The sequence below is a fragment of the Roseibium litorale genome (assembly GCF_014842915.1).
GTDB classification, from domain to species: domain Bacteria; phylum Pseudomonadota; class Alphaproteobacteria; order Rhizobiales; family Stappiaceae; genus Roseibium; species Roseibium litorale.
Window position 1 is genome coordinate 202,282 of the sequence record NZ_JACYXI010000002.1, and the last position, 24,676, is coordinate 226,957.

Below are 24,676 nucleotides of genomic sequence, written 5' to 3' on the forward strand. Positions count from 1 at the left end.
AGATCAAGCCCTGTCACTAAGCCGTATCGGCTCCAGGGTGCGGACCCGTAAATTTGAAGGCAATGGTTTGAACGAATTTGTTTGGATACAAGGCGCAAGACTGCAGGAAGCCTTATGGCTTTCAAAGGCTTGCAACGCTGTAGCCGGACGAATTCGCCAAATCCTTGCCGGACGCGCAACTGGCTTTGAAATGCGGCGTTGAGCGTCTCAACAGGCAAAAAGCCCGCTTTTCGCCGCTCGCCTTGCCTTTCGGTGCCAGTTGACGCGCTATTACCTTCAAATTTATGGGTCAACACCCTAGACTTTAATTCCGGAGATATTTTCGCACGGGGCTGCGGCAAAAGGAGCGTTGGAATGGCGGGGCATGGGTCCAAGAAGGTAATTTTCGCAGCGCTTGCCGGGAACGCGGCCATTGCGGTCACAAAGTTCGCTGCTGCCGTGTTTACCGGCTCTTCCGCGATGATGTCGGAGGGGATCCACTCCATGGTCGATACCGGCAATCAGGGACTTTTGCTATATGGCATGCGCAAGGCCCGCCAGCCCGCCGATGAGCGCCACCCCTTCGGCTATGGCGCTGAACTCTATTTCTGGTCGTTTGTGGTCGCCCTGCTGATCTTCGCCGTCGGCGCCGGGGTTTCCATTTACGAGGGCATCCAGAAGGTACTGGAGCCGCATCCTGTCAGTGATCCCTATATCGCCTATGCTGTGCTTGGACTGGCTTTCATCTTCGAAGCAGGGGCCTGGTGGATTGCCTTCAAGGAATTCAATCAGGTGCGCGGGGGAAAAAATTTTCTGACTGCGGTGCATGATTCCAAGGATCCAACGGTCTTTACGGTCCTTTTCGAAGACACTGCGGCCATGCTGGGACTGGTTGTCGCCTTCTTGGGGTTGCTTGGTGCTCAAATCCTCGGGCTACCCTGGCTGGATGGCGCAGCCTCCATCGTGATTGGCATAATTCTCGGCGCGACCGCCGTTCTTCTTGCCTATGAAACCAAGGGGCTTCTGATCGGCGAAGGGGCGGGTCCGGAACTCGTCGCCTCTGTCCGCTCGATTGTGGAGGCTGCTCCGGCGGTGCATGCCCTGAACGAGATCAGAACGCTGCACCGTGGCCCTCAGGACGTCTTGCTCGCCCTGTCTGTCGACTTCGAAGATCAGTTGAACGCCGGAGCCGTTGAAGATGCGATCTACGCCCTGGAAATAGCCATCAAGCGGCAGAACCCCATTGTCAAACGCCTCTTCATCGAGGTTCAGGCGTCAAGGCATCATCAGGAAATGCTGAAAGCGGAGATCGAGAGCGACCCGAAAATATAATCCAGCGGGAGTTGGAGAGATACGGCACGGACCGCCGAGATCTGGCTGGTTCAGCCAGCCGCCAGTTGTTCCTGCGGATTGACCGTGACGGTCTCTTGAAATCCTGGAACAGGACGGGAGAAAAGATAGCCTTGCAGGGCGTCGACGCCGATGGCCTGCAGGGATTGCGCTTGTTCCAGGGTTTCCACGCCCTCCGCAATCACACGGATCCCGAACTGCCGGGCAATCAGAACACTGCCCTCAATGATGGCCGTTGCCTGAGCATCCCCCTTCTGAACGAAAGACTTGTCGATCTTCAGTGCCGTGATCGGCATTTCATGAAGCCGGGAGAGCGACGAATAGCCGGTGCCAAAGTCATCCAGATGGATTTCGATCCCATCCTTATGAAGTCCGGTCAGAACCGTGTTGATCAGGGATGAATTCCTGTCGTCAAAAATCGACTCTGTCACCTCCAGCACAAGCTTGTGCGCCGAGATTCGGTGTCGTGCGAGTGCCGCTCGCACCTGCTCGGTGAGGCCAGGTGTCACGATTTGCAGCAGAGACAGATTGATGGCCAGCTTGCCCGCGCGGGCCGCCAGGCCGCTGGCTGCATATTGGCGCAAGGCCTCATCCAGAACATAGGCACCGATGGTAACGATCTCGCCGGTTTCCTCGGCAATGGGGATGAATTCGTCCGGCGAAACAGGCCCCAGAACCCGGTTGTTCCATCGTAGAAGTGTTTCATGGGCGTCGATGGAATCCAGGGAGGCTGCGACGACCGGCTGAAAGGCCAGAGCGAATTCACCCGCCTTGATCGCCTGTTTCAGGAACTGGCCGATCATGAGGCGCCGTTCCTGCTCGCCCTTCATATCGTCCGAATAAATCAGTGTTGAGCCGCGCCGCGTCCGTTTGGCCTGCCCCATAGCGAGATCGGCGGCCCGGATTGCGGCACCGACATTGCGCTCTCCCGCGTTTGAAAGTGACACCCCGGCACTGAAGCTGACGTAGAGCGTGTGCCCCGAAAAGTTTATGGGTGCTTCAACCGCCTCCCGCATCCTGTTCGCCAGCATGAAACCGGCTTGCTGGGCAATGGTTCCGTGACCGGAAAACAGAATCAGAAACTCGTCTCCGCCCCACCTTGCCAGAACTGAACCTTCCGGCAGATGTGCGGAAAGCCGTCTTCCGGCTTCACGCAGCACCGCGTCACCAATGGTGTGCCCCAATCCGGCATTGATCTGTTTGAAACGGTCGAGATCGATAAAGATGACTGCAAAAACACAACCTGGACTGAGAGTGTGTTCGCTGACCCATTGGCGAAGACCGGTTCTGTTGCAAAGCCCGGTCAACGAGTCATGCTCTGCCTGAACCTTGAGTTCTGCGGTCCGGCTGCGAACGCGGTCCTCAAGTGTTGCGTTCAGATTTTCAAGCGCCCGGCGTTCGTCTTCAAGATCCAGAACAAGCTGGCTGTTCGCGAAACGCAACTCGATCGAATTGCGCAGAATCATGTGATTCCGGTAGTGCCCGTACAGCATGGCCCCCAGAAGCACGACACCCAGTACGCTCACGGCGATCATCGGGCCGCCCTGATAGAGCAGCGCGGCACAGCCTTGAATCAACAACACCGACAGGTAAAGGCGGCCAACTCCCAGCTGGGGAGCCATTGTGCCTGTGGCTCCGGCGGCCAGCGACGACACCACGACAATATTGACAAATTGAATGGTGGGATCGCCGCCACTCAGGACATGGATGGTCATGATCATCCAGAGGAGTGCAGAAAAAACCAGCCCGATGGCGGAGGCCAGCTGCCATCTGATCTTCAGGTTCTGCGGCAGGGCACAAAATTCAGCGGGTGTCCTGGCGTTCTGCAGATGCACCACGAGACGGAACGTTGTCACGGCCACGAGACCTGCCGACCACCCCCACAGAAACACCGGATCGGGAGCAAGAACCCAAAGCGTGAGGAGGACACCAGCCCCGCAGATAAAGTTGACCAGCATGCTCGTGAGATTGTTGCTGTAGGCAGCGTCAAGCAGAGCTTCGTCTACGGCCTGGAGGTTTCCGGCTCCTGGGAGAGGAGCCAGCGCATCGGCCGTTTGCTGTACCGGCTCGTTTCCGGCGCCGAAGCCACCATCCTTTGACACCGGACGTGACTCCTCAATGCTTCGACGGCGGCCTGATGAGAAACTCTCTGGCATTGTCACGTCAATGGTCTTTTCTTACAAAAACAAAACGTATTCCGGAAGGTTCCGGCAAGCTCTCAAAAGAAAAGCCTGTGAAATTAGACTAGGAGATAAACACTAATAAATTGCCACCCCTTGTGAGACCTCACAAGGGCCGCTGCATCACAAAGACTGCGGGCTTGCAGGTCCAGCCAATGGCTTTGTCAACGGATGGACCTGAAGGGCATATGTCTGTTGCCAGATCAGGCGCCCTGCGGCCGCAGGCCCAGGATCTGGCGGGCCTGAGCCGGTGTTGCCACTGGCCGCTCGTATTTCCCGCATAGTTCCGTCACGCGCCGCACGAGGGCTGCGTTGGAGGGCGCCAGCGTATCCTTGTCGATCCGGACGTTGTCTTCTAGCCCCGTGCGGGCATGGCCGCCGGAGCTGACGGTCCACTCATTGAGGACGAATTGTTCGCGGCCAATGCCTGCCGCACACCATTGGCTATCCGGCAGCAAGCGTTCCATCGTGCGGATGTAATAGTCAAAGACATCCTTGTCCGCAGGCATGGCATTCTTCACCCCCATGACGAACTGAACATAGGCTGGTGCTTTCAGCCGTCCGTCCTTCTGCATGGCGGCCGCCTGATGAATATGGCTCAGATCAAAGGCTTCGATCTCAGGCTTGATGTCATAGGCGAGCATTTCAGACGCAAGCCAGTCGACGAGATCCGGCGGGTTCTCATAGACCCGCGTTGGAAAATTGTTCGAGCCGACGGACAAAGACGCCATATCGGGCTTCAGCGGCAGCATCGCGCCGCGCGCCTGGCCAGCACCCGACCGGCCACCGGTCGAAAACTGGATGATCATTCCGGGACAATGCTTTTTCACGCCCTCTTGCAGACGCGCGAACTTCTCCGGATCGCTCGATGGGGTCTGGTCGTCATTGCGGACATGCGCATGCACGATCGACGCCCCCGCCTCGAAAGCCTGCTGAGTGCTTTCGATTTGCTCTTCGACAGTAATCGGCACTGCCGGATTGTTGGCCTTGGTCGGCAAAGAGCCCGTGATGGCAACACAGATAATGCAGGGTTTCCCTGCAACAGATTCCGGCATGAAGACCTCCCGTTCCGCTTTGGAGAAGCGTTTCTAACGGGCTAGGTGACCGGAGAGAGACTGTCAAGCAAAGCCGGTGGCTGCGAGGTGACGGGAACAGAGAGCGGAATCCGCCTTTCACCGGTAACAGCCGTTCCAATGCCTCCAGAGGAAGCCCCGCATGTTGGGGCAAAGGTGCGGGGCTCAAACAGCTTCAACCGGCCAATTCAACGGCCTCATGGCAGGCACAGCTCATCATGTGCCTGAAGCTGGTGCTTCCTGCGCAAAGCTCCGGTCTGCGCTCACGGTTAGAAAGGCACGGACAACCGGAGGGCACCGCCGAAGGCCTCGAAGTCCTTGGCCCCGATCCCGTCATAATAGCCCTCGCCCTTCACCTGGATGTTCCTGCCCGGAACCACGACGGCGACACCGCCTGTGGCCTTTGCGCGGAACCGCTGATTGGCTGATTCCAGCGACGGATCAGAGACCGCTTCCGCCTGCAGCAGATCAAAGTCATAGATCCCGGAGAAGCCGAACTGAAGCGCCAGTTGCAACCCGTCATCGACCGGCACGTCCCAGGTCACTTTCGGCCCGAATTCCAGCCGGCCGAGATCGAAATCCTGGCTTGGAATCCAGTTCCCGAGCGTGTCCGTGTAGGCATCCTGCTTTTCCCAGAAGTAGGTCACCTTGGCGAAGGGGTTGAAGGAAAGGTCACCGAACTTGAAGTCTCCCGTCAGCCCACCCTGCAACAGCAGGCGGTTGGTGGTGAAGTCGTCGTAGAAAAGGCCGAGCGCATTGACCCTGTTGTAAGACTGGCCATAGGTCGCCCGGGCATCGAGGTAGAGGTTCTGGTGCAGTCTAACCACCGCATAGGGGCCCGCCATCCAGCCGGTTCCGTCTGCCGCGGTGTTGGCCACACGGTTTTCCTCATCCGTTATGTCGAGCTGCCCCATGATGCCGAACAGGGCGGTGTCGGCAAAACGATAGTCAACCCCCGCGAAGAAGATGCCACTTTGGCCCTTGTTGCTGCCATTTGACGACTTGTTGAAGGAGCCTTGCAGCCAGACGTCAAAGCCGGACTGGCCCTCCCCTTCGCCGTCTCCCTGCGGTGCATCGTTCGAGGTTAGAACCGCTTCCGTTGCTTCCTGAGCTTCCGAGGCTGCAGACTGGGTGTAGGCATTCGCCAGGAACGGATTGGTGCTGCGCTCTTGCCGTTTCTCTTCCTCTGTCTTGAAGCTGTCGAAGACCGCAAACCGGTCCGCCGCCGGTTTGACCTGCTTCCTCCGGCTTTCGTCCGGCTGTTGAAGCTTGTTCATGAACGAGCGCAGCGAAAACTGGAAGCTGCCATTAAAGCTGCCGGGTGCCGCATTGAAGTTAAGCGCGTTCAGCCCGCGTTGCTGGCCGAATGGGCCTCCGATCAGACGCTGGGCCAGGTCTGGCTGGGCGCTGACAATACGGTCCGCTCTCCGGGTAACAAAAGTGGCAATAACTTCCTGTGTCTTTTTCACATCGGCGGCGGAGTCGCGTCTGTTCTTGAGGAAGAAGGACACACTGCTCAGTCCGGACGAGCTTGCGGTCACCGCGTAGGGCGCGAAGGACCTTCCGCCAAGATAGGTCGACGCGGTGCCGTTTGCGGTCATGGCGGAACTTGCCGCGACACCAGCCGCATTTGTGGTGACTGTCTCGGTATGGGTTCCCGTGCTGGCAAAGATCAGGGATGCCCCGCTGCCCGGAGCCGTGAAGGTGACGCTGACGCCGGGTATTCCCTGACCGGCGTCATCCACCACTGTGGCAACGAGTGGCTGGTCAAAGCGCTGGTTGATATCCGTTTCCTGGCCATCGCCCGACACGGCGACGAGACCGGAGGCAAACCCCAGGGAGTTACCCTTGGCCATGATGACAAAAGGGTTGTCGTCAGGGTCGTTGTTATCGAGCCGGAGCGTAAATCCAAAGGCTCCTGGGCCTTTGGGCGTATAGGTCACCGCAAGGGTCGCGGATCCGCCATTTGCAGGAACAGTCGTTGCCGACAGGATCAGGCTGTCGACCGTGGCATTGGTCAATCCGCTGACACTGCCTGCGGCAGTCGGGGCCGTCAGGGTCAGGTCGGCATTGCCGCTGTTCGTGATCGTATAGGTGACTGTAGCTTGTTCATCCTGCTGTTTGTTGCCCTTGATGGCGTCCTCACCGCCATTGGTAATGCTCCCCCCTTCAGAGGAGGAAACCGCCATATCCGCGTTGCCAACCGCCGTCCCTGATGTGGTGACTTGGAAAACCGGTGTCGTTGGGTCATCAGACGTCAAGTTCAGCTTGAAACTGTAAGCCCCCAGACCACTCGGCACATAGTCAATGACGAGATTTGCGGTTCCGCCAGCAGGAATGACGATCGAAGAGGCCGTTGCGGCTACGGACAGCGCAACCCGGTCGAACCCGGAAAGCGCCTGTGCCTTTCTTGAAAGACCTGCAGTCATGATACTGTAGCGGGAAGCCCGTCTGAGCGCTGACACCGTCAGACTGATGCTCCGGACTTCCACGTTGGTTTGTCCGCTGATGTTTCCGGACACCGTCGGCTGGGTTACCGTGAGAGGAGACCCTCCCGGGTTCCTGATCGTATAGGTTATGGTCGTTGAGGAACCCGCTTGCGGCGGCGTTGATACCGTCTCCTCGCCGCCGTTTGGCACCTCACCGCCGTCCGGCGCGATCACCGTCAGGTCCGGCGTGGGTTGGCTCGCGGCCGTCCCCGCCACGTTGATCGTATAGGTTCCTTCGTCCGCGTCGTTGTTCTGCAGATTGAAAGTGAAGCCGAACGCCCCGCCTGCCGCGGGCGTATATCCGACCGTGAGCGTTGTCGTTCCGCCATTTGCGGCAACACTCGTTGATGCAAGAGTCATGCTGGCAACGGTGACATTGCTGGTGGAGCTGACGTTCGCAGCAACCGACGGCGCGGTAATGGTCAGTGCATCGGTACCGGAATTTGTGATGGTGTAAACAATGGACGAAGCCGTGGCTGCAACTGGAACAGATGTAACGGTATCTGTTCCGCCGCTCGAAACGCCGCCGCCTTCCGAAGAGCTCACGGCGATTTCCGGTGTCCCGCCGGCGGAACCACTGACGGCAACTGTGTAGGGGTTCTCATCGGAATCGTCGTTGCCAAGCGTGAAGGTGAAACCGAACGCTCCCGCCAGCTCCTGTAGCGCGCAAAATCGCTTGGCATTCCGCGCAACTTCATTTGGCACCCAAATTCAAGTCCAGTCGTTGGGAGCTAGAGTTGAGTATCCCACCCATCGCCCGGCAGCTTTCCCCCGCCCGCTTTTCAATATTATGCGGCAACATCACTCACTCCAAAAACGATCGTTTAATCTGCTGATGCCGGACGACTAGTCAGGGGCGTTTGCGATGGTTTCAAAAACCTCTCGTAATGCAACGGGGCAAAATGGCACGTGCTCCGATATAACATGCTCGATCACGGCCATGACGAGTGCGCCTCTGCCTCTGCCTTTCCATTTGTTGAGTGTTTGAAACTTTTCGACGAGAGCCTCTTCGAGCGCATGGTCGTCAGCTTGGAGATAGGCGCGGAAGACGCTGCTCGTTGCTCCTCCAAGATAGGAGACTGCCACCTGCTCGGTTTCGTCAGGAAATACGGCAATTTGGATCGCATCAACCAACCGTTGGAGTTCAGGAGGTTCAAGGCTTTGCGCTCCCGTGAAGCGGCTAATATCTTCAAGCCCTTCCGGTAAGCGCTGCTCTTTCATCAGTAGCAGTGCCACAAGAAGAGGATCGAGGAGAACGTTCTCGATGCCGTTGCGTTCGCCGTACGCCACGACCTTAATCCGATCAGTGGGAATAGCTTCGCCGTCCCAATCGACAATGCCGAAGAGCGATGAGATACCGCAACTGGCGAGATGCCCGACGGTTTGCTTTACGATTGTGCAGCCTGCATTGATTTCGCCGTTGTCCTTGTCGCGCAGGCCGGTGGAGAGAAAGTTCAATTCCCTTTCGCAGCTAATGTGCGATTTGATGAGCGCGTAAACTCTCTCATAGGCTGCGGCGTCTGTGTCACTTTCAGCGAAGACCTGACGACGACCTGTATAGTTGATCGAAAGCGTCGGGACACCAAATGTGAGCCTGTTCAGCGCTTCCTGCTTGGAAATCTTTGCCAGCCCCGAGAGCCCATCCTTCATCTCGAACAAAGATTCTTCGGGGGCGAGCGCGACCGTGGTGGGTGAGTGGGTTGTTGCAATGCAATGAATACCTTGCTCATCGACCAAGCCATGCTGAACGGCTCCAAGCCACCTGTGGACCATTTCAGGGTGAAGCGAGGCGTCCATTTCATCTAGAAGCAGAAGCTGTGGTCGTGAAACGGAGATAAAGTACTCATCAATGTGGAATAAGGAGACTGCAAATTGCAGCAAGACCTTCTCACCCGAAGAGAGATTTTGTGGGCTTACAACATGGTCCGTGCCCACTTTTTTGAGATTCACAGTTACTGGATCGTAGTCGAAAAGGCTCGGCGGTGACACTTTGTAGGGCAACGCGAATGCAGCGAGGGTTTCGTTGATCTGTTCCCATGGCGGACTACCAAAGCTCGCGATAAAATCCTCGTCGCTCATCGCGTCTACTAAGCCACGCTCACTGTCGCCCATTCGACGAAGCTGGTTCCGCAGCCGAGCATCGCGATACTTGCCGAACAAGAGCGGCAAGTTTGTGGAGAATTGATCCATACTGCCCCATGGCGCAAACAACTTCATCTGCGTCATGTCGACCTGCAACGGTGAGATCCCGATTTTCGCTGCGACCTTCTGCACCATCGCCTGCAATTGTGGTACCGGCACTCTGCGAAGATCTCTAGTAATGAACCGAATGTTATCATTGGGTGTTACGAGTGATTGCTCCGCTGCGGCAAAGATACCTTCGATCCGACCAGTGTCCGCTTCACCTAACCTACAGGCGACCTCGCTCGCTCCAAGCCGCCAGACGTCTTCTCCAGACTGCAAAATCTCTGCGATCTTATGGTTTGCTGCCTCTTCAAGCGCCACGCGCTGTGTCCGCAAGAGTTGAAGCCGTGTTTCTTCGAACGATTCCATCATGTCGTCGCCTTGCGGGGTAACGAAATAGGCTTGGCCAAGGTCAAGGACGCGGCCATCCTGACCAAACAGTTTTATACTCGGGTTGGCGTTGCCAGAAAGTTCGGGCTGTCCCGCCGCGACCGAATTAGAAATGCATCCATTGGCTATAGCCTGCAACAGATGGCTTTTCCCGCTGCCGTTCAGGCCAACAATGACCGAAAAGGACGGGAGCTCGATATCGGGAAACGCCAATATAGATAGGTGTGATTGTTTGAACGAAAGCCTCACTTAACGAATCCCCCGGCTTTTATCTGCACTAAAATGGTATCGTAGGCGCTGATCAGAGAAGTTTTTTGGTAGATGTCGCTTGGCAGCGCGAGCGAATGGCCGCTCTTCTAGTTTTACCACTTTTATAGCTGCCATTCCGCTCCCTCTCCCGAACCGGCCCTACCAGCGTAAACACCGAACCCACAACCTAAGCCACCTTCGCCATCCGCGCACTCGCAATGTCGTAATAGGCAGCCTCCCGTTCACACCCCACAAACCGGCGTCCGGCCCTCAGTGCCGCAACGCCCGTCGTGCCTGAACCTGCAAACGGATCGAGAATGGTCCCCGCCGGGCAGACCTGCACAAGCGCGTCCATCAGCGGCAGCGGCTTCCCTGTCGTGTGAAGCTTCGGGCCACCGGCGTTGACGGCGAAGCGATAGACGCCGGGCCGCGTCGGGCCATCCTTGTCGTGCCATTCACCCTTTGAACCCCACAGGATGAATTCTGCCTGCTGGCGGAAACGGCCCTTCATGGGTCGGCAGGCCTCGGTCTTGTCCCAAGGCACACATCCCCGATAGGTGAAACCCGCCGCCTGGATGGCGGTGATCATGACCGACAGCTGCCTCCAGTCGATGAAGACCATGACCGGTGCACCTTGCCTCAAAGTCCGGAAGGCAGCGGTCAGCCACAGCACGGACCAGAGCAGATAGGAATGCTGGTCGCGGTTCTCGCCGGAGAACTCCGGATAAAGCGTAGGGTCGTTGATGTATTTGCTATTCGCCGATCCGGCTGTCCGGGTGCCGGAATGAAGCCCGCCGGAGCTATAGGGCGGATCGGTGATGAGTGCATCGAACTGTTCGTCCGACTGGTCATTCAACCAGGTTAAAGCGTCTTGCTGAAACAGTTGCCAGTTCATGTTTTCAAGCTTTCGTCAGGCGCTCTTGGCGATCTGAGAAGGGCTCGACTGGCCTCAGGTTATTGAGTGTCCCGCAGCGGGTGCACTTGATTTCTATCGTGCCGGTGATGGCGTTTTGCTGTGCCTTCATCAGGAGCTTGCGGCAGCTGCCGCATCGGATCTCGTTCATACTTGGTGACAACCTTATGGCGACTCGTCCATAAATTCCCGGCATCGCGCGATGCAGCGGGCGCGGTGGTTGTCTATTCCTGCCGGGCGGGCACTTGGTTTGGCGATTGAGGCCCGCCGTCCGGATCTTCGGGTCCGGGCCGTCCGTCAGCTACGGAGGCCGTATTGATGACAGTCGTGGAAGACTTATGCCTCTTGCCCTCCGCTGTTTGTATGGGGTGCACCTTCTGGAGCGTTGGTGGATTGTTGTTTGACATCGCCGGATTTGGCGTGTTGGTTTTCGACCTTGTAAGGACTCAAGAACTCGTTCTGCAAAAGAATGACGCGCTTGAAGAAGAGCTACGAGGTCTTCGCGAGCTTCAAAAAAGGGTCGATACTGCCATGAGTTCTGGACGAACAGGTATTCTCGACCCTGCCCGCTTTGGCGATGCAGCCTTTGTTTACAGCTCAAGGCAGGCTGCTGAACGCGGCGAGGTGATCGGATTAGGATCACGAGAAACCTCGAGAGTCCTGATACGGGCACTCGAAAGCAATGTTGCCGCGCGCAAGCAATTGACTGTCTCAGCAAGTGCGACAATCCGAAACACCGAAGTTGCGGTTCTGCTGATCGTTGTTGGCTTTCTGGGACAGCTCCTGGGAGCACTCCCAGGCGAGCTTTGCAATTAAAGCACTTCATACCTGCTTCCTCGCTTCCACATCCGTCGTGTAGCCGCCTGATTTGCTGCACCGGTGCACCGCCCGCGTCACGATCCACTGGCCTACCAGTTCCGGCTGGATGGGCGGCAGGAAGATCGGCCGTTCGGCCCGGATGATCGGATTGCCTGGGAGCGTCAGCGAGATCTCTGCCGTGGAGGCCGTTTCCCTCAGTTCCGCTTCCGCCGCCTTCTTCGCCGCCTCCTGATCGGGGAACGTCCGTTTCAACGTCTTCTGAGGCTTGCCGGACCCGGCTTCCTCGTACTTCTTCTTGGCCTCTTTCTGGTCGTGCCAGGCCGCCCGGACGGACTTGAACTCGCCGCGCTTGGCTCCCCGCCACCGGTAGTCCGTTATGAGGAACGTGGGCACACCGAGTGCATCAAGGGCGGAGCCGCCCGCAGACTGGCCGGATCGCTTTTCGAGGAACGCAAGCTTGCCTTCTGCCGCCTTGACGGTTGCGCCGTAGTCCCTCGCAAGACCCTGCAGAAAATGCAGATCCGATTCCTGTGTCTGATCGCGATGCTTGATCATCACGCTGGCAAGCTTCTGAGATACGACAGGCTGCAATTTGTTCCGGCCCGCGATGGTCTTGACGATCTGGCCAATGGTCTTGTTGTCGTAGCTTTCGGTGCGCTCTTCCTTGAAACCCTGGGTCATATCGGCGGCAGTACCGGAAACCTTGATCAGGTGACCGCCCGACTTGGAGCCGGAGGTCTCTGCCTCATCGACAACAAACCTCCAGATCTGCCCGAGGCCACTTTCCTTGTAGCCGAAGGCAATCAGGATGGGTGAGCCGGGCGGCGGCGGTGCGGAGAGCGCGGAACGGGCAAACTCCAAGTCGCAGGCGTCCGACTTGATGCCCGCCTCATCGGTCACGGTCGCATTCAAAAGCCCGCCTTGCCCCACAAGACCGGCAATTTCCAAACCCGCCACGCTGACAAGAAAGATCGGTGTCATGGCCTTAATCCCACAAGCTTACGGCGGCAGAGATCGCACCGGGCACGGTGGTTTCCTCTTCAACCTCGGGCATGGTGACGGACGTGCCGATGGGCAGAAACGGGCCGCTTGCGGAAAGGGCCTTATTGGCCGGAGCGTCCAGGACCCGTCGCAGAAGCACCGCGTCCTGGCGGCCATAGTGGCGGAACACGACCTGCTCGATGGTCTCGCCTTCAAGGCTCGTTAAAACGGCCATGAAATCCCTCCCGTATAGCGGACCATGCGCAGCTCGAACTGGATCTCGCCGGGATAGCCAAGACCTTCGATCAGGGCCTCGTCCTTGGTGACCTCTTCGATCACGAAGCGGCCAACGACCCTTCCCGAGGCCAGAATGAAGGTTACGGGCCGTCCGCTTTCGGCAACGCCCGCCAGCGCCTCGATGCGCCAGAGGCCCGGCAGCTGGATTTCCGGCCATATGCTGCCGCGAATGGACAGCTCGCGGTCATCTGGCCCGGTGAACTGACGCACAGCAGGCGCGCCGATAACGTCGTGCCTTGCCCAGCTTGCGGACCAGGTCTGGGACAGTTCTTCGTAAGAACCTTGCAACGGCGCGAAGATGAACGTTCCGCCGCCCGAAAGCGCTGCCAGGGGTCGCTGCATCAGTCAGACATCCTCCGGCGCGACTGACGTTCCAGAATGTCGGAGACCTCGCGGGCCAAGGCCTGCGGATCACTGCCGTAAAGATGGAACGTGTTGTAGTTGGTCTGCTGGCTCACTGCCCGATCCGAACCGGTTCCCTGGCCACCGTCTGCCGGGGACTGCCCCTCGGCGCGCCCGGTTGCTGCGGCAAGACGGGGCATGATCGGCTCGGCGGTCGCATAAGACACGAGCCCGCCCGCCTGACGGCTTTCCTCGGCGCGGCGGCTGAGCTGCGTCATTTCTCGCAGCTGGCCGTGGTGCGCAATGAAATCGCCCTTGCTGGCATAGCGCAGCTCCGGCCCGCGCTCGCCGACAAGCTGGATGCCGGATTTACGGACGATTCCGCCGGAGGCATATTTGCCCACCGGGGTGAAGTCATTCGCGGGAATGGGAGTGCTGACCCCGGAAAGATCCGGCATCGAAAGCCTGAATGATCCTCCCCTCGCATAGGACACAGGCGCGCCCAAAGGCCTGCCCGTGGTGATGTGCCGGCTGACGCGGGCGGTCTCTCGCGGCAGGCCATCAGGCGCAGTGGACACGCCCGCATTCTTACCTGCCGGGATAGAGTCATTCGCAGGGACCAGAGCGCGGAGCGCGGAAAGATCCGGCACAGAAAATACAAAGGATCTGGCGCGGCCCGTCGGTGTCGCAGTCCCGCCCGTCTGACCGCCCTCCTGGATGTGGCGGCTGAGCTGGGCCATGTCCCGCAGCTGGCCGTGGTGAGCGATAAACTCGCCCTTGCTGGCATAGCGCAGCTCCGGCCCGCGTTCGCCAACAAGCTGAATGCCGGATTTGCGGACAATGCCGCCGGAGGCATATTTGCCCACCGGGGCGTTGTCATTGGCTAAGGCTGGAGCCGGGGCAGCAGCCGGAGTGCCGCCGCCGAAGATGCTCGGCATTGAGATGTTGAAAGAGAAGGCATCCTTCAGCGCGGCGATCTTTTGATCGACCCAGGCCATCAGCTGAACAAAGACCGATTTCATGCCTTCAAGCAGTGAGGTGATGATCTTGCGCCCGGCTTCGGTCAGATCGATATCGAAAAGCTGCTGCAGCTTCCGGAAATCACCGGTGACAGCAGCCAGGGCAAAGCTGCTCGCACCAGCCAGAGCCTTGAAGGAAGACTTGATCGCCTCACCGAACGCGGCAGCGGCCTCGCGGCCCAGATTGGCAAAACGTTCCTTTTGATCCGCTCCGAGCGTTTCCTGACTGAACAAGCCGGAGAAGAACGAGGCGACGGCATCCTTGATGCTGGCAAGACCGGCCAGCATGCCAGACATATCGAAGGCACTCGCCAAAGCCTGATGGATCTTGCCGCCGTCGAGACCGATGGCTGATGCCGCCTCGCCGATGGTGCCAGCAATCGCATCTATCCCGCTTGCCCAAGCGTTTTTTAGTGCGTCGAGTTCCGGGGTAAAGGCGCCCACGAGCCCGCCCAGGAAGCCGGAGACCACGGAGCTGATGCGGTCCCAATATTTCCACACAGCGAACGCTCCGGCAGCGATTGCCGCGATCAGTGCCGTAACCGGCCAGCCGATGGCGGCAATGGCGGAGAGCGCCGCCACACCCGCAGCCTGGAGCCCTGCGAACAGACCGGAGAGCGAAGCAAGCCGCAACAATCCGGACAGCCGGATCGCCAGTTGAACAGGCCTCAACCCGTTCAAGGCACGCCCAAGCAACCCGACACGGCCCGCCGATGCCATGGCTCTTAGGCCGAGCATCTGCATCCCGAAGCGCATGCCCGCAAGCATGATGGTGATGGACCCCAGAAAGGTCAGCAACCCTCCGCCAACGATCAGGAACCCGGCAAGAGCAATTGCGGCAAAGCCGATTGCACGGGTGAGCCTGGGGTTTTCCTTGAGCCATGAGGCGATGCCGCGCGTTGCAGCCGTCAGCCATTGCGTGGCCTCTCGCATGGCAGGGTTAAGCTCTTCGCCGATGACCATTTTGAGTTCACTCAGAGCCGAAAGCAGCCCCTTCGTATCTCCCGACAGGTTGTCCCCCATCGCCTTGGAGACACGGGAGGCCTCGCCGTTTGCATCCTTCAAGGCGATCAGAAGATCCTGAAAGACGGCAAAGCCTTTTTCATCGATCAAGGCCGAGAATGAAGAGCCTGCCTCTACGCCAATCAGCTCCTTGAAGATCTCCTTGCGGTCTGCCGATCCCATCGCTTCGGTCGCCTTGCCGATCTCGGCAAGAAGCTCCGGGACAGGCCGAAGATCGCCATGAGCCGTCTTGGCGCGAATGCCCAGTTCCTTCAAGGCGGCGGCTCCCTTGGAAGTCGGTGCAGCCAGGCGCTGGTAGATGGCTCTGAGCGATGTACCGGCCTGACTGCCCTGAATGCCGACATTGCCGAGCAGACCGGCCATGGCAGCCGTTTCTTCCAGGGAAACGCCTAGGGCCTTGGCCTCCGGAGCCACGTATTTCATGCTCTCACCGAGCATGATCAGGTCGACGTTTGCGCGGGTGGTGGTCGCGGTCAACACATCCCCGACCCGCTTCATCTCCTTCGGGTCCAGCCCGAACGCAGACAGGATATTGGACGAAATGTCCGAGGTTTCGCCAAGCCCCGTCTTGGTGGCTTTCGCAAGATCAAGGTTATCCGCGATTGATGCCAGGATCGCATTGCCATCAAAACCGGCCATGGCCTGGAACTGCATGGCTTCGGCAACTTCCTGGGCGGAGAAACTGGTCGAGGCACCAAGCTCACGCGCCTTTTCGGCAAGAGCCTCATAGGCAGCGCTGCCCTTCGTTACGCGGGCGACAGCCGCGACCGCATCCATCTGCTCTTCAAAGGACGCAAATTCTGTGACGGTGGACTGCACGGGCCGCACGGCCTGACGCCCGGCGTAAAGCCCACCGGCACCCGCAATGCCAAACCCCGCCCCCAGAGCCATCTGACGGTTGCGCCGGTCGCGCAGCCGGTTGGTCAGCCGCTGGACTGCCTGCTGGCGGCGTTCCATTCTGGCGAGAGACTTTTCGTGCGTGTTGACCGCATCGGTCGAGGCGCGCAAGGCGCTTGCGCTGTCCCGGCTTGCTTTCGCAAGATCGCGAGTAGAGGTGCCCGTGGTCCGCAGCTTCCGCCGCAGCTGTTCAAGCCCCCTTTCATTGGTGCTTAAAGACCGTTTCAAACGGCCTGCTTCAGAGCGCAGCCGTTTGAACTCCTGCCCCGTTGCCTTTCCGGCTTTGGAGAGATCCTTAAGGCGCGTCTGCACACCGGCAAGCTTTTCCCGCGTGGCGACGGATTGCTGCTTCAGTGCCCGGAATTCCTGGAGCAGCCTGGACTGTCCTTGAGCGGCCACTTTTGCCGCTTCCGCCGTACGCAACCCCATCCGGGCGGACTGACGGGCGGTCTCACTGAACTCGCGGCGAACGCCTCGCTGGTCCCGTCCGATGTCCTTCATCTGACGGCGCACGCGGGAGAGTTTGCCGGACAGCCGGTCGCGCAAGGTAAGCAGCATTTGTGCCTTGAGCTGAGCCACCGGCTACCGCCTCTCCCGCTGTGCGTTTTCGATTGCCGCCACCCGTTCCTCCAGGAGCTTGCGGGCGGCGATCCAGTGCTCGTAAAGCTCAGACCAGGGCAGCGCCTTCAGTTCCGACAGCTGCCAGTGGAAAGCCTCTGTGATCTCGTAATAGATCTGGTTGATGCTCTCCGGCCTGAGCAGGGTTACTTCGGCGTCTTCGGCCCCGGTGTCGTCCCAGTCTCCGGCGTCATCGTCTTGCGCACCACCAGCCCATCGAAGTCGATGGCTTCGAAAAAAGAGCCAAAGGCCGCCTGCAACGCCAGGAGGTTTGCACCAGATCCCTTGCGGATCACTTCGGCAGGAACACACGGCACGCCGATTTTCTCGGTCACATGGGCAATCGCTTTTTTGTCGCCCTCGACAAGAAGATCCATGACCGAGAACCGGCCCAGATCCTGCCCTGTCGGTTCGCGCATCAAGGTGATGGTGCTGACGGTTTCACCGTTCACGGTGAGTGGCTTCGGAAGGGTGACTTCAACAGTGTCCATGATGTGCCTCGATTGGTAAGGGATGAGGGCCGGGCTCTCACCGGCCTGCGCCGTCCGCAGACGGTCTTATCCGGTGGACTTAAGCGCCGCCCCGGCCCAAGGCCGCGTTGACCGCGTCCGTGATCGTGGTGCCGTTCTGGCGGATGTTGTTGTTCAGAAGATCGAAATAATAGCGCTCGGAACCGGCGTATTCGTGGGACCAGAACACAAGCGAGAAGACCAGCTTCACCTTTACGTCCTCGTCCGGCTTCCGGTCGCCAAGGTCATTCTCCGTGCAGCGGCCCTGCATCGTATGGACTTCGGTAAAGGCTTCACCGGTGATTTCATCTTCCCAGCCAGCACGCAGGAAGAAGCGCTCCTGGTCGATCCGGTACCCCTTGATCAAGCCGAACAGCGCGTCGGACATGCCGGTCAGGGTGATCTCTGTGGTCAGCTTCTCAAAGCCGTGGCGGGTGTCGAGCGGAGCCGCGATGCCGCCAGGACGGCGTTCCGCCGTCTTGAGCTTGGACATGGGAGGCTTGAACTCGGTAATGGAACCGCCAAAATCGTTTGTGCCGTGCCACAGTGTGAACTGGCGGTGAGCTTGTGAATGAAGCATATCGGTCTCCTAGGGGGCTGCGCGTCAGTTACCGCTCACAAGCGTGAAGGCAGATGCAGCCGAGGCCTGTTCAAGGAACTCCTCATAGAGTTCCGGGGTCCGGTAGCCCCAGATTTCAATGTCCCGGATCGGCGTGGCTTCGACGAATTTCAGGCGGTAGAAGAGAATGCCGTCCGCCATCTGGCGCGGGGTATTGAGATCTTCGGGCATCTCGAACTCGGCGCCGATGATTGCGCCTTTCTGGACCAGTTCCCGAAGGAAGGTCTCAACCAGGCTGGCAATGTCCCGGATGGCGTGAAGCGACATGGGAACGCCGATATAGGCGCGAAGACCTTGTTCCAGCGCGTCATAGACCTTGTCAGCAACGCGGCGGCCAACGACGGTGCCCCCGAGCGTGCGCAGCGGATCAACAGACCCGCCGCCCCAGGTCCAGAAGCCCTTGTCCTTGAAAAAGGTGGAGACCTGCGATGCGTTCATCTGGGTCGCTTCGCAGTTGCTGTCGTTCAAGCGCCAGTCGACAGGACGGGCCAGACCGGTGATGCCGCGTACTTCCTTGTTGTCCGGCGACCACCAGAAGCCCTTCTCCAGATCCAGCCGGGACTGAATGCCCGCATAGACCGCAGATCCCGGCACTTCAATATTGGTGCTGGTGACCGTGTCCCAGATCTTGCACATCGGATCGATGATCGAGAGACGGTCAGAGGAATAGAGGTCGCGATTGGCGATTGCCTCTGCGGTTGTTGTGTTCGGCCCATCGGCGAAGACATAGGCCCGGATGCGCTCGGCGACCGAAACCATCTCCTTGATCACCGGATTGGCGGTGACCGCATCGTCGGCAAAGGCAAAGCCCGGCGCGATCAAGAGGTCCGGAACGAAGTCGAGCTGATCCTGAACCTTGCGGGCTGCGTGAACGCCGGTCATGTCTATGGCGCTGCCGACAACGGCGGAGACCTGCTCGGCGGGGTCCACCTTCTCTTCCACGCGGATCACGGCGATCTTGCCAGAGGTTTTCTCGTACTGGTTCCAGATGGCCTTCAGGGATAGCGGCAGGGTGCCCGTGTCACCAAGCGTATCCGCCTTGGTAATGTCGCCGAGAATGGCGACCGGCTGGTTCAGCGGCCAGATCGCAGCATCCGCATCCGGCGCGGTGCCGATGATGCAAATCTCGCCTGCGTCAGCGACGCGAATACGCGGCGTGCCGAACGTCTGATCGCTCGCCCTTACGCCATGATGGTAATTGGTTGCCATGTGCTTCGGCCCGCTTGTCTGTAACCTCAATTGGATGAGCAGACGGTAGCGGCACCGGCACAAACAAAAACCGGCGACAAATGCCGCCGGTAGACTGAATTCACATAAGACCTATAGAAAGGCCCGCTTTCGATTGGCCGTCAAGGGGCCACGAGCCAATTGCCTCTTCCTCAATACTCCGCAACCAGTGCAGCAACTTCCGCCGGGCACTCCGGCCAACTCTCGTTGGCATAGACATCGGCTGAAGCACTTTCTGAAAGCGGCAGGATATTGCCTCGCATAGCCGCAACCCAAGCGGTTGTGGCCTCGATCCTCGCCAGCACGTCGTTTTCTTCAGAAGAACGGGCACTGGCCGTCTTTGCGGCAATCACACTGGCTGCCGCCGCCATATTCATCTGGCTCTCGGCAGACGCAACGCGGTAGATGCGCCGACGGCACTCCGCCTTCACCAGCGTCGTTCTGTCAGCGGCGCGCGCAGCATCGATGGCAGTATCCGGAACACCCTGCTTTCTGAGCCACTCGGGAGATCCGAGAAGCTGATTATTGTTGTGCGATACGGACAATTGGTCATCTGTCATGTTTTAGCTCCTCGTGGGCTATACAATCAAAGCGTTCCTACGTTGGTAAAACTCAGCTGGCGAACCTCTGTATGGGCTGTCCCAGCAGGCACAGCCTCAATCCAACGCCCCCCCATACCAGACGCGGGAAACGTGCAATCCTGGCAGACGAACCCCACCCCATGAGCGAGCTGGAATATGTTTTGGTTTGACCCTTCCGGCAGATCAAAGACAGCACTCACAAACACTGCCGTTGTGTGACCATGACATGCAATCATATGCCGTTGCCCAACCCCATCAGGGGCGGTTCCTGCAACCAATGTTATGTCGTGAATGAAAAAACGCGCACCCGTGAACGCCGTATAGAAACGAGGCATTTCGGCAGGGTTGTCGGAACGTAGATTTCCAAAAACGATCCTACCTGTCACCGCATTGTCAGAGTACAGCTCAACCACGCCTTCCGGGAAGTAGACGCCTTCGGAAACAAAATACGTCCCATGGACCATGAGTTTCAGGACACCACCCTGCACACCCAAGGAAGTTGCCTTTCCAAGGGATTGGAATGGATCAGCGGCAGTCCCTTCTCCGGCATCGGAACCATTGATCTGATCGACATGGTAGGCGCGAATGGTTGTCGGCGTAACCAACAATGCCTCGGCGAGCGCGGCTTTGGCGTCCTCCTGAAAGGATCGAAAGCTATCGGCGAGTTGGGTATGTGCGGCCGTCAGATCGGTAATACTGCTTTCCAGCGACATTCTATCTGCTCCTGTCTGCCAAGGCCACGACGACGGATCGCAGTGCCTTCACTTCATTTTCAAGGGTTTTGATGCGGAGGGCGTCGGCCTCGATTACCCGTGTGTTGCGGGCCAAGGCCATGCTTATTTTTGCGAATTCTGCCGCGAACGTGAGATGCAGATCGACGTCCCCGGTGAAGGTGATAGCCCCAGCGGGCAGCGCCTCAAGCGCTAAGAGATATGCGACGGCGAGAGGAACGCCCGGAGTGAAATAGGCAAGGGCAACGGTTGGATCGGACCAGACAGCAAAGAGGGTTCCGTCATCCAGGTAAAAGCCTAATTCGCGCACCCAAAACCCCGCATCGTGGTCGAGCAGTGCAGCAATCTCCACCACATGGTCGCCGACGTATTTGCCGCTTGCGACCGGCACCCGAACAATTTCCGAAGCGAGCGCGGTCTCCGCCCCTACCGGCGTGTATCCGGAGGTTCCGAACGCAATATGACTCACAGTAAGAGCAATCCCGGTGCCATCGGCCTTGAACGCCTTCGCCAGACCTTGTGTCGTGAGCACAGGATTGAGAGCGGTAATCGTCATCTGATGAGGTCTCCTGTTACCCGGAGCATTTGGGTTGATCGCCCGGCAAGGGATATACCCGCTGCGCAACCAAGCGATGGCAGATCGGCTGAGGCGCTCCCAGAGCAAAGCGCGATCTGGCGACCGGAAACCCCTGAGCCAACCGCGTTGCCGGTGTTTGGGATGAGCGCTTTGCCATCGAGACGTTGAAATCCTGTGGCGCGCGCGCCCTCGGCCAGACCTAAGTCACTCGATGAGAGAGCACCGAGTTCGAAGCTGAACTGGCGGGTCAAGGGTTTGGCCGCGTTGACCCAAGCGATGGCGTCGGCTTGCAAACGCGCGTCCAGGATCGGGCCATCTTCGAACACCGCGCTGTTGGCATAGGCCGTCACATGGAAGGTGCCGGGCTCCCGTTCCGGCAGTGCCTCGAACCACTCGGTGATCTGGGCTGTGATGGAGAGGGCTTTGAGTGCCGTTTCAACGGCAAATAAAGTGCCCTTGAAGATATGGACGGTTTCCGCCGCGTCGATAACCTGCCTCTTGATCTCAGCCGGCCACTCGTCTCGCCAATAGTCCACACTCTCTTCCCAGGCCAGAAATGGCAGCTCCGCCTCCGGCGCATCTAGCGGCAAGGTCACCTTGGACAGCGGTCCAAACCGGCCCTCGATCTCGACCGAATAGCCAACGCTGGCAACGCGCCGCTCCAGATCGGTCGCATAGGACGGCAGAAGACCGGCATGATTGGAGAGGTCCGTCATTGAACCACCGTCACGATCTCGGCAGCGCTGATATGGATGGCCTCTCCCGCTGCCGCCACGATCCCCACGCTTGCGATTGGCGCACCGTCTACCTCCAGCGCCACGTCCAGTACGCCCGACACGGTGAGCGCTGCATGCAGTCCGGAAACGGGCAGACTGCGGCCAATGCCGCGCCTCTCCGCCAGATACGCCGCCAACCGCGCCTGGGCTTCCACAAGAACCAGCTCCGGAGACGGACCTGCCGGGATCGACAGCGTGACCCGCAGCGTATGGGAGAGAATGGTTGCCGCCTCAATCGTGACCCTGTCCCCAATCGGACGCCGGGTCTTGTCTGTCACCGCCTCGGCGACCTGTACAAGCAATCCTTCATCCGCTGCGCCATCGCCCTCAATGGCCAGCACGGTCACCAGAGCCTCGGCAGGCGCGGGTGAAACGGCTGTCGCGTCGGCAACACCGGCCACCGACATTGCCCAAAAGACATAAGCGCCCTCGGGACCGGCAACAGAATAGCTCTCCGGCCCGAGCTGGATGCGGGCGCGGTATGCCTCGTCATCCTCATAGGTTGGCGCGATGAGTGGCGTTGCATCCGGGTCGCCCGGGTCCAGAACCAGACGCGGAATATTCCGGCGGCGCGAAGCTCCGATGATATCGAGATCCTTGCCAGTCGCCGTCGCAAGGCGGGACGCCGCAGCCGCCTCGTTGATTCGCTGGCGCAGCAGGTTCTCCACATAGGCATCAACACCCAGATGGGCGCGAACCGGCTCGAACTCGGTCTCGTCCGCGAATTCCGGCCAAAGGCGCTTGTACTCCGCCATCTGCCGGTCGAGCAGCGTCTCGAAGCTCAAGTCCTCGATCAGCTTGGGAGCTGGCAGCCCCGGCAATTGCAGAATGTCGTCAAAGCGGCTCATTCAAAACCTCACTGGACCGGTGCCGACAGGTCGATGCCGTTGCCGGTTTCCCGGCTGGTCGCCAGAATGGAGAGCTGGCGCTCGCCGTCAGCCGTCCCTTCTGTGAAGGCGACGCTGATCAGATCGACACGCGGTTCGTATTCATGAATGGCCTCGGCAACCGCCGCGCAGAACTGGAGTTCAATCGCCGGGTTACCCGGAGCGCCAATGATGCGCGGCAAGGCGCAGGCGAGATCCCGGCGCATAACAAGCGAATGCTCGGTGACGAGAAGGCGCCGGATTGCCTGGGCAATCCGGTCATCCCCGCTGAGCGGTCTGCCTGTTGCTGCGTCGAAGCCAGCCATCAGTCCGCTTTCGCCTCCTGCTTCTTGGGTGAAGATGCAACAGACTTGGCTGCCGCAACCGGTTCGATGCTGCCGGATCTGAGGCGGAACAGGGCTTCCTGTTCTGTCAGACCGACTTCCGCCCCCGGCTCGTGCCAGGCCCCGTTGACGAACTGCTTTTTCAGAACCCGGTAGGGCTTGGTGTTTGTCTGTTTCATGGTCGCTCCTTTAGACAGGGGGACCGGTCAAAGCCGGACCCGGCATAACGTCTGTGTGTTTGTGGTCGTCGCCGATGTTTGTGCCGTTATGGGTGACCCCCGCTCCGGAAACATCGAGACGGCCCTGGATCTTCACGTCGCCTTCAAGGGCGAAACCATCGCCATCAATGGTCAGCACTTTGCCCGCAGGTGAGATCAGCCTCATGGTGCCGGTCTCTGTCGATGCATTGCCTGCGTTTTGGGTTGGCAGCATCGGCACGAAGACACCGTTGGCGGGATCGCCGTCCGAGAACATCAGCCCTTGCGTGCCCGTCTCGGCGGGCGCATCGATGCGCCATGCCCCCGCTGACATCGAGCCTTGAGGGATCGGCGCAGAGACAAAGCCGGAGTCATCTTCCACGACCACCTTGCCGCCCTCATAGGACTTGACACGGACCTTCCGGACACCGTTTTCAATCCGCTTTTCAAGGTCGGCCACACGGCGTTGAAGATCGTGATAGCCGTCAAACATCGACCAGCCCCGCTTCACCGCCGGTTTCAGCATCAAACAGATGGAACTCCTGCCGCCACTCGATCTGCCAGAGCGTTGTTCCCCGGCTGTCCAGCGTCGGCGAATAGAGATTGCGTGCCGAAAGGTTCGAAGGCTGACGGGCTCCTGACAGGCCGAACCGGTTCCGGTCGATCCACCGGACGACCACGCCGGTCAGGTCGACCAGGGAAGACGCCTGCCGCTCCCGCTTGCCGATCTCCGGAACCAGAAACAGGCCCAGACCGAGGGTGTGCATCTGCGCGCCACTTGCCTCATGGCGCACGCCGTAGAGCAAGCCGGTTGCGATCAGGGCCGCGCCCTGGCGCGGCAAGGAATTGGTCTTCAGCCAGGCTTCCGTCAGGTTGCCCGGAGCGGCCTCGATGCGCGCCCCTTGCTTCAGCAATCCGGAGGCTTCCAGACGCCCGGCAATCTGGTCCTGAATAGCGCTATAGCTGGTTGGCGAGACGGGAGCACTCATCGCAGCTGCTCCCCAATGAAGCGCAGAGCGGCCTGCTCCATTTCGCGGGCATTGTCAGCGCTCATTCCCAGATACGACCGGCGCGGAATGGTCACCTTCTTGGCAAAGACAGTCTCGCCGCCAATCGTGAAGACCAGCACCTTTGCCGTCTTCGGACGGATCTCGCCCCCCTGCTGGTGAATGGCGGCATAGATCAGGGGCGATCCCCAAGAAACCTGATCCGCACCTTCCTGCTGATGATCGATGCTGGTTGCCAGATCCCCCGACTGGAACAAGATGCCGGAGCCTGCCCCGTTGGCGGGCCAGGGTGTTCCGTCCGGATCGGTTTTCTCTTCCTCGATCCGGCGCTGTGTCTGGCTGGCACCTAACGCGCCAAGCCCATCGATCAATTCGGATCGGTCGAGATCCGCCAGCCTGCCGAGCTGAGCGGCTGGCAGGTCAAGATCAAGGTCCATGA

At 59.3% G+C, this 24,676-nt stretch carries 25 protein-coding genes; 2 read left to right on the forward strand and 23 right to left on the reverse strand.

What is annotated here, in order from left to right:
• Window positions 1-354: 354 nt before the first annotated feature.
• Window positions 355-1,311, forward strand: a complete 957-nt coding sequence (locus tag IG616_RS04930) for a cation diffusion facilitator family transporter (RefSeq protein ID WP_192147020.1) — start codon at window positions 355-357, stop codon at window positions 1,309-1,311.
• A 50-nt stretch (window positions 1,312-1,361) separates the two neighbouring features.
• Here the strand turns inward: IG616_RS04930 and IG616_RS04935 are convergent, their stop codons facing one another.
• From IG616_RS04935 to IG616_RS23420, 6 genes are all read right to left on the reverse strand, one after another.
• Window positions 1,362-3,431: an EAL domain-containing protein gene (locus IG616_RS04935; protein ID WP_192147021.1), complete on the reverse strand. Its 2,070-nt coding sequence runs from the start codon at window positions 3,429-3,431 to the stop codon at window positions 1,362-1,364.
• A gap of 281 nt (window positions 3,432-3,712) precedes the next feature.
• On the reverse strand, window positions 3,713-4,564 hold the full coding sequence (locus IG616_RS04940) for a 3-oxoadipate:acetyl-CoA acetyltransferase (protein WP_192147022.1): 852 nt from the start codon (window positions 4,562-4,564) through the stop codon (window positions 3,713-3,715).
• Between the two features lie 287 nt (window positions 4,565-4,851).
• Window positions 4,852-7,776 (reverse strand): autotransporter domain-containing protein, encoded by a 2,925-nt coding sequence (locus tag IG616_RS23335; protein ID WP_192147023.1) that lies wholly within the window; start codon window positions 7,774-7,776, stop codon window positions 4,852-4,854.
• Window positions 7,777-7,917: 141 nt separating this feature from the next.
• Entirely contained in the window at window positions 7,918-9,894 is a 1,977-nt protein-coding gene (locus IG616_RS23000) for an AAA family ATPase (RefSeq protein WP_192147024.1), read from the reverse strand.
• A gap of 187 nt (window positions 9,895-10,081) precedes the next feature.
• Window positions 10,082-10,789 carry a DNA-methyltransferase gene (locus IG616_RS04955; protein ID WP_192147025.1) on the reverse strand — a complete coding sequence of 236 codons (708 nt, stop codon included), beginning with the start codon at window positions 10,787-10,789 and terminating at the stop codon, window positions 10,082-10,084.
• A gap of 4 nt (window positions 10,790-10,793) precedes the next feature.
• Window positions 10,794-11,003 carry a Com family DNA-binding transcriptional regulator gene (locus tag IG616_RS23420; RefSeq protein WP_425504151.1) on the reverse strand — a complete coding sequence of 70 codons (210 nt, stop codon included), beginning with the start codon at window positions 11,001-11,003 and terminating at the stop codon, window positions 10,794-10,796.
• A gap of 119 nt (window positions 11,004-11,122) precedes the next feature.
• Here IG616_RS23420 and IG616_RS04965 point away from each other — a divergent pair, with 119 nt between their 5' ends.
• Window positions 11,123-11,623, forward strand: a complete 501-nt coding sequence (locus tag IG616_RS04965) for a hypothetical protein (RefSeq protein ID WP_192147027.1) — start codon at window positions 11,123-11,125, stop codon at window positions 11,621-11,623.
• A gap of 6 nt (window positions 11,624-11,629) precedes the next feature.
• Here IG616_RS04965 and IG616_RS04970 read toward each other — a convergent pair whose 3' ends face one another.
• The 17 genes from IG616_RS04970 to IG616_RS05050 all read right to left on the reverse strand — a co-directional run bounded on the left by IG616_RS04970 (window position 11,630) and on the right by IG616_RS05050 (window position 24,674).
• Complete coding sequence (locus IG616_RS04970) at window positions 11,630-12,607, reverse strand: contractile injection system protein, VgrG/Pvc8 family (protein WP_192147028.1); 978 nt, start codon at window positions 12,605-12,607, stop codon at window positions 11,630-11,632.
• A 4-nt stretch (window positions 12,608-12,611) separates the two neighbouring features.
• Complete coding sequence (locus IG616_RS04975) at window positions 12,612-12,842, reverse strand: tail protein X (protein WP_192147029.1); 231 nt, start codon at window positions 12,840-12,842, stop codon at window positions 12,612-12,614.
• Complete coding sequence (locus IG616_RS04980; protein WP_192147030.1) at window positions 12,830-13,246, reverse strand: phage tail protein; 417 nt, start codon at window positions 13,244-13,246, stop codon at window positions 12,830-12,832. The genes IG616_RS04975 and IG616_RS04980 overlap by 13 nt, the downstream gene beginning before the upstream one ends.
• Window positions 13,246-16,764 carry a phage tail tape measure protein gene (locus tag IG616_RS04985; RefSeq protein WP_192147031.1) on the reverse strand — a complete coding sequence of 1,173 codons (3,519 nt, stop codon included), beginning with the start codon at window positions 16,762-16,764 and terminating at the stop codon, window positions 13,246-13,248. Before IG616_RS04985 ends, IG616_RS04980 begins: the two co-directional genes overlap by 1 nt.
• A 185-nt stretch (window positions 16,765-16,949) precedes the next feature.
• A complete protein-coding gene (locus tag IG616_RS04990) occupies window positions 16,950-17,294 on the reverse strand; it encodes a phage tail assembly protein (protein ID WP_192147032.1) in 345 nt (114 codons plus the stop codon).
• 79 nt (window positions 17,295-17,373) lie between these two features.
• Window positions 17,374-17,892 carry a phage major tail tube protein gene (locus IG616_RS04995; protein ID WP_192147033.1) on the reverse strand — a complete coding sequence of 173 codons (519 nt, stop codon included), beginning with the start codon at window positions 17,890-17,892 and terminating at the stop codon, window positions 17,374-17,376.
• Window positions 17,893-17,916: 24 nt separating this feature from the next.
• A complete protein-coding gene (locus IG616_RS05000) occupies window positions 17,917-19,140 on the reverse strand; it encodes a phage tail sheath subtilisin-like domain-containing protein (RefSeq protein ID WP_192147034.1) in 1,224 nt (407 codons plus the stop codon).
• A gap of 170 nt (window positions 19,141-19,310) precedes the next feature.
• Window positions 19,311-19,718, reverse strand: a complete 408-nt coding sequence (locus IG616_RS05005) for a hypothetical protein (RefSeq protein ID WP_192147035.1) — start codon at window positions 19,716-19,718, stop codon at window positions 19,311-19,313.
• A gap of 26 nt (window positions 19,719-19,744) precedes the next feature.
• Window positions 19,745-20,452, reverse strand: a complete 708-nt coding sequence (locus IG616_RS05010) for a hypothetical protein (protein WP_192147036.1) — start codon at window positions 20,450-20,452, stop codon at window positions 19,745-19,747.
• 1 nt (window position 20,453) lies between these two features.
• Complete coding sequence (locus IG616_RS05015) at window positions 20,454-21,026, reverse strand: phage tail-collar fiber domain-containing protein (RefSeq protein ID WP_192147037.1); 573 nt, start codon at window positions 21,024-21,026, stop codon at window positions 20,454-20,456.
• Entirely contained in the window at window positions 21,023-21,763 is a 741-nt protein-coding gene (locus tag IG616_RS05020) for a phage tail protein I (RefSeq protein WP_192147038.1), read from the reverse strand. The genes IG616_RS05015 and IG616_RS05020 overlap by 4 nt, the downstream gene beginning before the upstream one ends.
• Complete coding sequence (locus IG616_RS05025) at window positions 21,760-22,671, reverse strand: baseplate assembly protein (protein ID WP_192147039.1); 912 nt, start codon at window positions 22,669-22,671, stop codon at window positions 21,760-21,762. Before IG616_RS05025 ends, IG616_RS05020 begins: the two co-directional genes overlap by 4 nt.
• 8 nt (window positions 22,672-22,679) lie before the next feature.
• Window positions 22,680-23,015, reverse strand: coding sequence for a GPW/gp25 family protein (locus IG616_RS05030; protein WP_192147040.1), 336 nt, complete (start codon window positions 23,013-23,015; stop codon window positions 22,680-22,682).
• Window positions 23,015-23,212 (reverse strand): hypothetical protein, encoded by a 198-nt coding sequence (locus IG616_RS05035; protein WP_192147041.1) that lies wholly within the window; start codon window positions 23,210-23,212, stop codon window positions 23,015-23,017. Before IG616_RS05035 ends, IG616_RS05030 begins: the two co-directional genes overlap by 1 nt.
• A 10-nt stretch (window positions 23,213-23,222) precedes the next feature.
• Window positions 23,223-23,756 (reverse strand): hypothetical protein, encoded by a 534-nt coding sequence (locus IG616_RS05040; RefSeq protein ID WP_192147042.1) that lies wholly within the window; start codon window positions 23,754-23,756, stop codon window positions 23,223-23,225.
• Window positions 23,716-24,219 (reverse strand): hypothetical protein, encoded by a 504-nt coding sequence (locus IG616_RS05045; RefSeq protein WP_192147043.1) that lies wholly within the window; start codon window positions 24,217-24,219, stop codon window positions 23,716-23,718. The genes IG616_RS05040 and IG616_RS05045 overlap by 41 nt, the downstream gene beginning before the upstream one ends.
• A complete protein-coding gene (locus IG616_RS05050) occupies window positions 24,216-24,674 on the reverse strand; it encodes a phage virion morphogenesis protein (RefSeq protein ID WP_192147044.1) in 459 nt (152 codons plus the stop codon). The genes IG616_RS05045 and IG616_RS05050 overlap by 4 nt, the downstream gene beginning before the upstream one ends.
• Window positions 24,675-24,676: the final 2 nt, after the last annotated feature.